Below are 11,084 nucleotides of genomic sequence, written 5' to 3'. Positions count from 1 at the left end.
GACCTGTTGGCACCGTCTGACGTGCCCTGGGGCTTCGCGTTGCCCCGGCCGGATACCCTGGTGCTGCGCCCGGAGCCCTGGCACGACGCCGCCGACCGCTGGCTCGCCACCCTGCGCACCCTGCTCCCGGCCGACGCGCCGGTGAGCGTGTGACAGAAGGCAGATCCCTGCGTCATTTGGGAGGTGTGCTGTGGCGCGTGGCACCTTGAAGCGCAGCGCTTAAGCCAGATCGAACAAGATGTCATCGTCGGGTTCCATGCGGGAAGCGTATGGCGATACCCGGAACGAATAAAGAACACAAATCTATCTTGGTAGAACGTCATGAACGACAGCTGCCCCCTTCCCGGATGGCCACGCCTGATGCGCCGAAAAACCGTTGCCGCCTATCTCGACGTCTCACCGGGAACGGTCGACACCCTGGATCTACCGAGTCACCGCATCCGCTCCATGCGGTACTGGTTGCGTGATGAAGTCGACTCCTGGATCGACAGTCAGACCGGGCATATCAGGGAAATGGATACGACCGCCTACCTGGAGCAATGGGGATGACGGTCCTACGTCTTCGCAATATCCACCGGGTCAAAACGGGCGGGCGCGTCTACTACTACCATCGCCCCACACGAACCCGTCTGCCTGGAATGCCCGGCAGCCCCGAGTTCATGGCCGCCTACGCCGCCGCCGAAAAGCAGGCAGCGCCGCCGCCGAAACCCGGCACACTGGGCAGCCTGATCCAGGCCTATCGCGCCAGCCCGGAATACGCCGCTCTGGCAGCCGAAACGCGGAAGGACTACGCCCGCGTGCTGGACTGGTTGGGCAAAGGGCACGACACCCCCCTGCCCGCGGTCACCCCGCGCCTCGTGTTCGGCCTGCGCGACAAAGCGTTCGAGCAGCACAAGCGTCGCTTTGCCAACTACGTCGTCCAGGTCTTGTCTCTGCTGTTCAACTGGGGCCGACCACGCGGGATCGTCTCAGGGAACCCGGCGGAGGGCGTTGCCAAGATTCGCAAGCCGCGCGGCGAGGCAAAGGCGAATCGTCCGTGGCGATGGGAAGAGCTAGCGGCCGCCCTTGAGGCGACAGTGTCTCACCCAGGCATAAGGGCCGCCATTGCCCTGGCCGCCTTCACAGGGTTACGGCAAGCCGATTGCCTAACCCTTGCTTGGTCGGCGTGCTCTGATGGGCGTATTTCAGTCCGCTCGCATAAGACCGGTGTCTCGATCCGGGTGCCCATGCACTCGATGCTATCCGCTGTTTTGGACAGGACCCCCAGACAGTCGCCCCTCGTTGTCACGGGCAAGGGTGGCAATCCCTACACGGGGTCAGGCTTCCGAACCGAACTGCGTAAAATTATGAAACGGCTCGAAGGCGACGGAGCGACTCAACCGGGCCTGACATTCCACGGACTGCGGCACACGGCGGGGACCATGCTCGCCGACGCCGGTTGCGACAGTCGTGATATCCAGGCCGTTCTCGGTTTGGCCACGCTTCGCATGGCGGAACACTATACCGAGGAAGCGGATCGTTTGCGCCGCGCGGAAGGCGCCATGGCGCGTCTCGAATTGGCCACGCGAACGAGAACAGGTCCGGGACATTGTGTAAAAAACGAAGGGCGAGAGTGTAAAAACCACTCTCGCCCTTCCAGCTAAGTCGCTGATAAATATGGTGCCCAGGGACAGATTCGAACTGCCGACACGGGGATTTTCAGTCCCCTGCTCTACCAACTGAGCTACCTGGGCGTCGTGCGCCTCGCGCGGTGGCGGGGCCGACGATGTGGCGCCGGGCGGCACCGTGGGAGAGGGGTTTATGGGAAAACGACGGCGCTGTCAAACATGGTTTCACACCGATGACACGGGTGCGGGTTTTGGGCTCGACGACCCGAGGACCGGAACGTGCGGATCCGTCGCATGAAGCACCCAGACAACCGGTCGCGGCAGCTTCGGCTCGATCCGGCGCAGGCCCCGGTCCAGCGCGCCGACGCGACCGCGCACCCATCGCACCGCGCGGCGCACCCGCTCCGAATCCCGGGCCAGCAGACCCAACGCCAGGGCAATCAGCGGCAGGCCGATCGGCAGCGGCGTCGGGGCCGTGATCAACCCCACCACCAAAAGCACCCAGCCCGCCGACAGACGGCCCAGGCGCGCCAGAAGGCGGCGCGACGGCCCGTTGCCAGGGGATGAAGCGCGCTCCGGCCCCATGGGGGATACCGGCGGCGTATGGGGTGTGGCGTGTGTCATGGCGTCGGATATGGGCGGCGGCGCCGGCGGCGACAAGGTCCCGCCGCCCGGCCCGATCACAGCAGCTTGAGCGCGAGGAAACCGCCCAGCAGCAGCCCGAACGCCAGCGTCGCCAGCAGGCCCAGGCGCCGCTCGATAAACACCCGCATGGGCGGGCCCCACTTCCACAGCAACGCGGCCACGATGAAGAACCGCAGCCCCCGCGACACCACCGACGCAAGGCCGAAGACCCACGGGTCGAGCTGTGTGACCCCGCTGGCGATGGTGATAACCTTGTAGGGGAAGGGCGTTACGCCGGCCCCGGCCACGATCCAGGCGCCCCACTCGTTGTACATGCCCTGGAAGTCGGCGAACCGATCCAGGTAGCCGTAGAACGCCAGCACCGGCTGCCCGATAGCCTCGAACAGAAAATACCCGATGGCATAGCCGGCGAAGCCCCCCACCACGCTCGCCAGGGTGCAGACGCCGGCGATCAGCCAGGCACGCTCGCGCCGCGCCAGGACCATCGGGATCAGAAGCAAGTCCGGGGGAATCGGAAACACCGAACTTTCGATGAACGAGATCAGGGCCAGCGCCCAGAGGGCATGGCGGGACTCCGCCAGCCGCATCGCCCAGTCGTACAATCCGCGCAACACAGCGGCTCTCCCCCACGTGAGACGAACGATGCCAAGGGTTCTATCAGCGCGCCGCGCGGCTCACAATCCGGCCGGACCGGCGCGCGCTATGCCTCTTCCTCCCTCAACAGGGCCTTCTTGCGCTCCAGGCCCCAACGGTAGCCACCGAGGCCACCATCCGACCGCACGACCCGGTGACAGGGCACCACGGGCGCGACCGGGTTCGCCCCGCAGGCGTTGGCCACGGCCCGGGTGGCGGAGGGCTGGCCGATGGCGGCGGCGACCTCGGTATAGGTGCGAGTCTCACCGGGCGGAATACGGCGCAGTTCCTCCCACACCCGAAGCTGAAACGCCGTGCCCCGCAGGTCGAGTGGCACCTCCGGCAACGCCGCCACGTTCTGGCGTGGATCCGCCACCACGCGCAGGACCACCGGCAACACCGCCTGGGCCGCCGGGCCGTCGGCGCGTAACGTCGCCTTAGGGAAGCGCGCCCACAGGGTGGCCAGCAGCGCCCCATCATCGTCCCCCAGCGCGATACCACACAGACCGCGTGCCGTCGCCGCCACCAAGACTCGACCGAGCGCACTGTCCGCCGTGGCGTGGTCGATGACCTCGCCCGCCCCGCCCTTGCGATAGGCCGATGCCGTCATACCCAGCACGCCGGGCGCGTCCGCGTGCGCTCGCGCCGATCCGCTGTAGCCGGCCGCATAGGTCGCTTCCGTCACCGTCGCCCCCTCCTCCAACGCCGCCCGCATCCGGTGGCCGCGCACCGCGCGCGCGTATCCCTTCGGGGTCAAGCCCGTCCGGTCCTTGAACACGGCGCGAAACTGGGCCGCGCTCAACCCCGCGTCGGCCGCCAGATCGGCCAGGGCTGGCTCCGCCTCGTCGGTCTCCAGGCGACGACACGCCCGCGCCACCGCCACCGTTTGCGAATCGTCGGGATCGGCCCCCTGCGGCCAGCAGCGACGACAGGGCCGGTACCCCGCCGCCTCCGCCGCCGCGGGCGTGGCGAAGTAGACCACGTTCTCCCGGTTGGGCGTGCGGGACGGACACCCGGGCCGGCAATAGATCCCGGTTGTGGCGACGGCATACACGAACGGCTCGTCCGCGATCGGCTGCCGGTCGGCAACCGCCCGCCAACGCCGGGCGTCGCGCCCCTCCCCGGTCCCGGCGGTCATGCCGTCGCCTCCGGTCCGGCGTTCGACCGCAACCGCCGTCGCACGGCGGTCCAGGCCCGGCCGTCCATCACCAGCAACCCCACGCCGATCAACGCCATGCCGCCCAGGTGACTGGCGCGCAACGTCTCATCCAGCACGAATACCCCCAACAGGATCGCGGTGACGGGCACCAGAAAGGTCACCAGCAGCACGTTCGTCGCCCCCGCCGTCTCCAGAATGCGAAAATACAGGCCGTAAGCCAACGCAGTGCACAGGACCGCCAGACACACCAAGGCCGCCACGATCTCCAGCCCCGGCATCGGCAGCGTCCAGGGCCGGTCGAGGGCCATCGCAAGGCCCGCCATCACCGCACCCGACGCGGTCACCTGACCGGCGGCCGTCACCAAGGGATCGACGCGCCACGCCCGGAACCGGCGCCCGAACACGCCGGCGAACGCATAGGACACAGCCGCGCCCAGCACGGCCACCTGGGGCAGCACGGGCAGCTCGCCGATATCCAGCGCATCCACCCCGATCAGCAGCGCGACGCCGACGAACCCGATGGCGACGCCCAGGATCCGAGCGAGCGTGAACCGCTCATCGGCCAGCAGGGCACCGGCCACGAACACCGCGAACAGGGGCGTGCTGGCATTCAGGATCGAGGCCAGACCGGAGGGAATCTGCGTCTGGCCCCACACGATCAGGCTGAACGGGATGACGTTGTTCAGGACCCCCATGACGGCGAACGCCAACCAGACCGACGGGTCCCGGGGAATCGGGCGACCCAGCGCCGCCACCGCAAGCCAGAGCACCGGAGCCGCCAGCCCGACCCGCGCGGCCACGATGGTCAGGGGCGGCACCTCCCGCACCGCGACGCCGACCAAAAAGAAAGACCCGCCCCAGAGACAGGACAGGGACAGCAGCAGGCTCCACTCACGGACGCCCATGGCCCGCGTGATCGTTGCGAGGGGTGCCATTCGGCGGGTCTCCCATTCCTATAAGCGATAGACTGGGGAACCCTACCCGGCCGCCCCGCCCCCCGCATTCCGGTTCCGACGGTCACATTCGAAGCGCGCGCACGCTGCCCAGCGCACAGGCGGCCTCTTCCCAAAAGCCCTACGGTCGGTCAGAACTAAGGCCGTTGAGCACCCGCGACGGTGCACCCGCCCCGCTCCCAAACCAGGACGCATGCCGCCGTGACCAACACCCAGATCGCCGCACCTCTGCCGGACCGCACCACCGATGCGTGGCGGCACCTCGACGCCGCGCATCATCTGCACCCCTTCACCGACTACAAGGCCCTGGCCGCCGAGGGCAGCCGGATCATCGTCCGCGCCGACGGCTGCTCGCTGTGGGATTCGGAGGGCACCGAAATCCTCGACGGCATGGCCGGCCTGTGGTGCGTCAACGTGGGCTACGGGCGGGACGAATTGGTCCAGGCCGCCGCCCGGCAGATGAGCGAGCTGCCGTACTACAATCTCTTCTTCAAGACGGCGACGCGCCCGGCCATCGAGCTGGCGAGCCGGCTGGCGGACCTGGCGCCGCCGGGCCTGGATCACGCCTTCTTCGCCAACAGCGGATCGGAGGCCAACGACACCATCATCCGCATGGTGCGGCAGTATTGGGCGCTGGAGGGCCACCCGGAGCGCCGCGTCATCATCGGGCGCCAGAACGGCTACCATGGCTCGACCGTCGCCGCCGCCTCGATGGGCGGCATGAGCGCGATGCACAAGCAGGGCGGCGGCACCCTGCCCGACTTCCATCACATCCGCGAGCCGCACCACTTCAAATACGCGCAGGACCAGGACCCGGAGGCGTTCGGGCGCGAGGCCGCCGGCTGGCTGGAGGAGGCCATCCAGGCCATCGGGCCGGAGCGCGTGGCCGCGTTCGTCGGCGAGCCGGTCCAGGGTGCCGGCGGGCTGATCGTGCCGCCGCCGGGCTATTGGGCCGAGATCCAGCGCATCTGTTCCAAGCACGACATCCTGCTGATCGTCGACGAGGTCATCTGCGGCTTCGGTCGCACCGGTCAGTGGTTCGGTAGCCAGACCTTCGACATTCGGCCGGACATCATGACGCTGGCCAAGGGCCTGTCCTCCGGCTACCTGCCCATTGCCGCCGTCATGGTGGGCCAGCGCATCGGGCGGACCCTGGTCGAAAAAGGCGGGGAGTTCGTGCACGGCTTCACCTACTCCGGTCATCCGACCGCTTGCGCCGTGGCGCTGGAGACCCTTAGCATCATGGAGCGTGAACGCTTGGTGGAGCGCGTTCGCGACGATGTCGGTCCCTACCTGATGGAGCGCCTGGGCGCGCTCCGCGAGCATCCTCTGGTCGGAGAGGTACGCGGCGTCGGCCTGATGGCCGGTGTCGAACTGATCCGCGATAAGACCGCGCACGCCTTCTTCTCTCCCGTGGGCAAGGTCGGAACACGCTGCCGGGACCACTGTTTCAACAACAACGTCATCATCCGGGCCGTCGCCGACACCATGGTTCTGTCGCCGCCTCTCGTCATCACGCCTGCGCAGATCGACCACATGGTCGACACGCTGACCCGCTCCCTGGACCAGACCGAGCAGGACCTACCCACGCTGATGGCCTGATCCTCAGGCCCCCGCACGGAGTTACCTGATGCCTGATCTTCGTCCCTCCCTGGTCGCCGGGATCGCCCTGGCCACCGCGACCACTCTGGCCACCCCCGCCCTGGCGGATGGCACGCTGCATTTCTACAACTGGTCGGACTACATCGCCGAAGACACGATCCCGAATTTCGAGGCGCAAACGGGCATCGACGTCACCTATGACGTTTATGATTCCAATGAAGTGCTGGAGGCCAAGCTGCTGGCCGGCAACACCGGCTACGACCTCGTCGTGCCGACCGGCATTTTCATGGAACGGCAGGTGAAGGCCGGGGTGTACCAGCCGCTCGACAAGGACAAAATCCCGAATCTGAAGACCCTCAATCCGCGACTGATGGAGTATCTGGCGCAGCTGGATCCGGGCAACGAGCACGCCGCCATCTACATGTGGGGCACCACCGGAATCGGCATGAACGTCGACATGGTGAAGGCGCGCCTGGGCGAGGACGGCCCGCTCGACAGTTACGACATGTTCTTCAAGCCGGAGAACCTGGCGAAGCTGGCGGACTGCGGCGTCCATGTGCTGGACGCGCCGACGGAGTTGCTGCCGATCGCCCTACACTACCTCGGCCTCGATCCCTCCAGCGGCAACCGCGAGGACTTCCGGAAGGTCGAAGAGCTGTTGATGCCGATCCGGCCCTACATCACCAAGTTCCATTCCTCCGAATACGTCAATGCACTGGCCAACGGGGATATCTGTCTGGCCATCGGCTGGTCCGGGGACGTGCTGCAAGCCGCCGACCGCGCCGCCGAGGCCGACAACGGCGTCACCGTGACCTACGTGATCCCGAAGGAAGGCACGCTGCTCTGGTTCGACACCCTGGCGATTCCGACCGATGCCCCGAACCCGGACGCCGCGCACCAGATGATCAACTATCTGCTGGAGCCAGAGGTGACCGCCTCCATCTCCAACTACGTCGCCTATGCCAACGCGAATGACACCTCCAAGCCGTTCCTGGACGAGGAGGTTCTGAATGATCCGCGCATCTATCCCGCGGATGACGTGTTGGATCGCCTGTTCCCGGACCGCGCCTCGACCCAGGCCGTCGATCGCCTGCGGACGCGGCTGTGGAGCAAGTTCAAGACCGGGATCTAAGCGTCGGCGGATCATCCTGAGGACGCGCCGCGGCCGGGGGACCTCGTGCGAGCACCATCGCTCCGCGGCGTCTCCCCGGACCGCCCGAGCCTCCGGGTGGCCATTCCAGACACGGGATCGCATCATCCATCGGAGGGGCCGCTTGGCATGACCGACACCCTGGTGCAGGGCACCCACAGCGCCAGCTCCCGCCCGGAAGGCAGCCGCCCGGGCGCGGTGCTGCGCCGGGCGGAGGCCCGTCCGATCATCGAAATCCAGGACGTGGTCAAGACCTTCGGCGATTTCGTCGCGGTCGATCAGGTCTCGCTGACCATCCGGGAGGGGGAGCTGTTCGCCCTGCTGGGCGGGTCCGGCTGCGGCAAGACCACCCTGCTGCGCATGCTGGCCGGATTCGAGCGGCCCACCGCCGGCCGCATCCTGATCGGCGGCCAGGACATGACGCAGGTGCCGCCGTACGACCGGCCGGTCAACATGATGTTCCAGTCCTACGCGCTGTTCCCGCACATGTCGGTAGAAGCCAACGTGGCGTTCGGGCTGCGCCAGGACAGCCTGCCGAAGGCCGAGATCCGCGACCGCGTGCGCCAGATGCTCGACCTCGTGCAGCTCGGCCCATTCGCCAAGCGCAAGCCGCATCACCTGTCGGGCGGACAGCGCCAGCGCGTCGCCCTCGCCCGCTCCCTGGCCAAGCACCCCAAGGTGCTGCTGCTGGACGAGCCGCTGGCCGCGCTGGACAAGAAACTGCGGGAGCAGACCCAGCTTGAACTGGTGGGCATCCAGGAGCGTGTCGGCACCACCTTCGTCGTCGTCACGCACGACCAGGAAGAGGCCATGACCATGGCCGACCGGGTCGCCATCATGGATTCGGGGCGCATCATCCAGGTGGACACCCCGCACGCCCTGTACGAATACCCGAACACCCGCTACGTGGCCGAATTCTTCGGCACCGTGAACATGTTCCAGGGCCAGTTGATCGAGGATGAGCCCGACCACATCCTCATCCGCTCCGACGCGCTGGCGAACCCGGTCTATGTCGGCCACGGCATCAGCGCGCGCGGCGGCGCCACGGTCTGGGTCGCGCTGCGGCCGGAGAAGCTTGCGATTTCGCGGGTCCAGCCGGACAGCCCACACAACTGGGATCAGGGTATCGTCGAGGATATCGTGTACCTCGGCGGCATTTCAACCTATCACATCCGCCTGGACAGCGGGGCGCTGGCCCGTGTGACCACCCAGAACCTGGAACGCATGGCGGAGCCGGATATCACGTGGGACGACCGCGTGTTCGTGTCCTGGCGCCACGATAACACCGTTGTGGTGACGGGATGAGCGGGGCCGGTGAAGGCCCCGGCCACGGTTTGGGGGGCCGTCCCACCACCGGCGCCCGCACACGGTCAATCGCCGAGGCCGCATGGGCCGCGGCCGGCCGCGACGGCGAACGCAACGGCCATGGCCGGACCCGCCTGCAATGGCTTATGGCCCGGTTCGGACGGGGCACCGTCATCGGGATCCCGTACATCTGGCTGCTGCTGTTCTTCCTGCTGCCGTTCCTGATCGTCCTGAAGATCAGCTTCGCCGAGTTCCGCATCGGATTGCCGCCGTACACGCCGCTGTTGGAGTGGATCGAGGGTGGGTATCTCCAGATCAAGTTGGCGTTCGGCAATTTCCTCTTCCTTCTGGACGACCCGCTGTATGTCGTGGCCTACCTGAATTCGCTGAAGGTGGCGCTGGTCTCCACACTGATCGCGCTGCTGATCGGCTACCCCATGGCCTATGCGATCGCGCGGGCTTCGCCGACGTGGCGCGCGGTGTACCTGCTGTTGGTGATTCTGCCGTTCTGGACGTCGTTCCTGATCCGCGTCTACGCCTGGATCGGCATCCTGAAGAACAACGGCCTGATCAACAACGCGCTGATAAGCCTGGGCCTGATCGATTCCCCGCTGCCGCTGCTGAATACCGAGGTCTCGCTCTACATCGGGATCGTCTATTCGTACCTGCCGTTCATGGTTCTGCCGCTGTACGCCACGCTGGAAAAGATGGACATCGCCTTGATCGAGGCGGCGGCGGACCTGGGGTGCCGCCCGTTCAAGGCGTTTCTGACCGTCACCCTGCCGCTCTCCATGCCGGGCATCGTGGCGGGCTCCATGCTGGTGTTCATCCCGGCGGTCGGCGAGTTCGTCATTCCCGACCTGCTGGGCGGGGCCGGCACACTGATGATCGGCAAGGTGCTGTGGAGCGAGTTCTTCAACAACCGGGACTGGCCGGTGGCTTCGGCCGTGGCCATCGCCATGCTGATCTTCCTGGTCATCCCCATCGTGGTGTTCCAGTACTATCAGCACAAGCACGCCGAACGGGCGGAGGAGAGCTGACATGAAACGCTCCCCCGTTTTTCTGTATGCGATGCTGGCGTTCGGGTTCGCGTTCCTCTACGTCCCGATCCTGCTGCTCATCCTGTATTCGTTCAACGAAAGCCGCCTCGTCACGGTGTGGGGCGGTTTTTCTCTGAAGTGGTACGCGGAGCTGTTCCGGAACGAGCAGATGCTGAACGCCGCCCTGGTCTCACTGCGCGTCGCGGTGACCTCGGCGACCATCGCCACGGTCCTGGGCACCCTGTCCGCCTTGATGATGGGCCGGTTCGGCCGGTTTCGCGGCCGCCTGCTGTTCACCGGCATGATCACCGCGCCGCTGGTCATGCCGGAGGTCATCACCGGCCTGTCGCTGCTGCTGCTGTTCGTCTCGCTGGAAACGGTGATCGGCTGGCCGGCGGGACGGGGAATCGACACCATCACCATCGCCCACACCACGTTCTGCATGGCCTATGTCAACGTGGTCGTGCAATCGCGGCTCGTCGGGCTCGACCGCAGCGTGGAGGAGGCCGCGATGGACCTGGGTGCGCGGCCCCTGAAGGCCTTCCTGGTCATCACCCTGCCGATGCTGGCCCCGGCGCTGGTGTCGGGCTGGCTCCTGAGCTTCACCCTCTCCCTGGACGATCTGGTGATCGCGAGCTTCGTCGCGGGACCGGCCTCGACCACCCTGCCGATGGTGGTGTTCTCCTCCGTGCGCCTGGGTGTCACGCCGGAGATCAACGCGCTGGCCACCCTGCTGGTGCTGCTCGCCACGGCCACCATCCTGATCGCCGCCGGATTCATGTGGCGCCAGGAGCGTGAACGGGAGCGCGTGGCCACCAAGGCCCTGAAAACCGAACGCGGGGGTTCGCACACATCCTCGTCTCGCCCCTGAGTCGACATGCCCATAGGCGGGCCAAAGATCCGCGTCCCCCCGCGGCCGAACCGACTTCGGGCGCCGCTGATGGCCCCGGACAGCCCCAACCCCGGTTTCCGCCGTGTGCGAAAGCCTTT

11 protein-coding genes and 1 tRNA gene are annotated in these 11,084 nt (G+C 66.9%); 7 read left to right on the top strand and 5 right to left on the bottom strand.

The features are described from left to right. Positions 1 to 321 precede the first annotated feature (321 nt). Positions 322 to 549, top strand: a complete 228-nt coding sequence (locus GGD82_RS17950) for a helix-turn-helix transcriptional regulator (protein ID WP_150063654.1) — start codon at positions 322 to 324, stop codon at positions 547 to 549. Next, positions 546 to 1,643: a tyrosine-type recombinase/integrase gene (locus GGD82_RS17945; RefSeq protein ID WP_170284426.1), complete on the top strand. Its 1,098-nt coding sequence runs from the start codon at positions 546 to 548 to the stop codon at positions 1,641 to 1,643. The genes GGD82_RS17950 and GGD82_RS17945 overlap by 4 nt, the downstream gene beginning before the upstream one ends. A 14-nt stretch (positions 1,644 to 1,657) precedes the next feature. Here GGD82_RS17945 and GGD82_RS17940 read toward each other — a convergent pair. The 5 genes from GGD82_RS17940 to GGD82_RS17920 form a co-directional block, all read right to left on the bottom strand. Beyond that, positions 1,658 to 1,733: transfer RNA gene (locus GGD82_RS17940), tRNA-Phe, on the bottom strand. 99 nt (positions 1,734 to 1,832) lie between these two features. Beyond that, positions 1,833 to 2,231, bottom strand: a complete 399-nt coding sequence (locus GGD82_RS17935; RefSeq protein WP_150063656.1) for a PGPGW domain-containing protein — start codon at positions 2,229 to 2,231, stop codon at positions 1,833 to 1,835. A 56-nt stretch (positions 2,232 to 2,287) separates the two neighbouring features. Next, positions 2,288 to 2,866 carry a YqaA family protein gene (locus GGD82_RS17930; RefSeq protein ID WP_150063657.1) on the bottom strand — a complete coding sequence of 193 codons (579 nt, stop codon included), beginning with the start codon at positions 2,864 to 2,866 and terminating at the stop codon, positions 2,288 to 2,290. 86 nt (positions 2,867 to 2,952) lie between these two features. After that, the gene (ada, locus tag GGD82_RS17925) at positions 2,953 to 4,023 is read right to left on the bottom strand and encodes a bifunctional DNA-binding transcriptional regulator/O6-methylguanine-DNA methyltransferase Ada (protein ID WP_150063658.1); all 1,071 of its coding nucleotides are present in this window, start codon (positions 4,021 to 4,023) and stop codon (positions 2,953 to 2,955) included. Next, the gene (locus GGD82_RS17920; RefSeq protein ID WP_150063659.1) at positions 4,020 to 4,979 is read right to left on the bottom strand and encodes a DMT family transporter; all 960 of its coding nucleotides are present in this window, start codon (positions 4,977 to 4,979) and stop codon (positions 4,020 to 4,022) included. The genes ada and GGD82_RS17920 overlap by 4 nt, the downstream gene beginning before the upstream one ends. Before the next feature lie 219 nt (positions 4,980 to 5,198). Here GGD82_RS17920 and GGD82_RS17915 point away from each other — a divergent pair, with 219 nt between their 5' ends. The 5 genes from GGD82_RS17915 to GGD82_RS17895 all read left to right on the top strand — a co-directional run bounded on the left by GGD82_RS17915 (position 5,199) and on the right by GGD82_RS17895 (position 10,965). Continuing rightward, positions 5,199 to 6,599: an aspartate aminotransferase family protein gene (locus GGD82_RS17915; RefSeq protein ID WP_281292764.1), complete on the top strand. Its 1,401-nt coding sequence runs from the start codon at positions 5,199 to 5,201 to the stop codon at positions 6,597 to 6,599. Between the two features lie 28 nt (positions 6,600 to 6,627). Then, positions 6,628 to 7,731, top strand: a complete 1,104-nt coding sequence (locus tag GGD82_RS17910) for a polyamine ABC transporter substrate-binding protein (RefSeq protein WP_150063660.1) — start codon at positions 6,628 to 6,630, stop codon at positions 7,729 to 7,731. 147 nt (positions 7,732 to 7,878) lie between these two features. Continuing rightward, the gene (locus GGD82_RS17905; RefSeq protein ID WP_150063661.1) at positions 7,879 to 9,054 is read left to right on the top strand and encodes an ABC transporter ATP-binding protein; all 1,176 of its coding nucleotides are present in this window, start codon (positions 7,879 to 7,881) and stop codon (positions 9,052 to 9,054) included. 146 nt (positions 9,055 to 9,200) lie between these two features. Next, positions 9,201 to 10,094 carry an ABC transporter permease subunit gene (locus GGD82_RS17900; RefSeq protein ID WP_211364834.1) on the top strand — a complete coding sequence of 298 codons (894 nt, stop codon included), beginning with the start codon at positions 9,201 to 9,203 and terminating at the stop codon, positions 10,092 to 10,094. 1 nt (position 10,095) lies between these two features. After that, positions 10,096 to 10,965 (top strand): ABC transporter permease subunit, encoded by an 870-nt coding sequence (locus GGD82_RS17895; RefSeq protein WP_150063663.1) that lies wholly within the window; start codon positions 10,096 to 10,098, stop codon positions 10,963 to 10,965. Positions 10,966 to 11,084 lie beyond the last annotated feature (119 nt).

Source organism: Roseospira marina (genome assembly GCF_014197855.1).
GTDB lineage: Bacteria > Pseudomonadota > Alphaproteobacteria > Rhodospirillales > Rhodospirillaceae > Rhodospira > Rhodospira marina.
The sequence above is the reverse complement of the archived record's forward strand: the minus strand, read 5'-3'. Positions and strand labels throughout refer to the sequence as shown.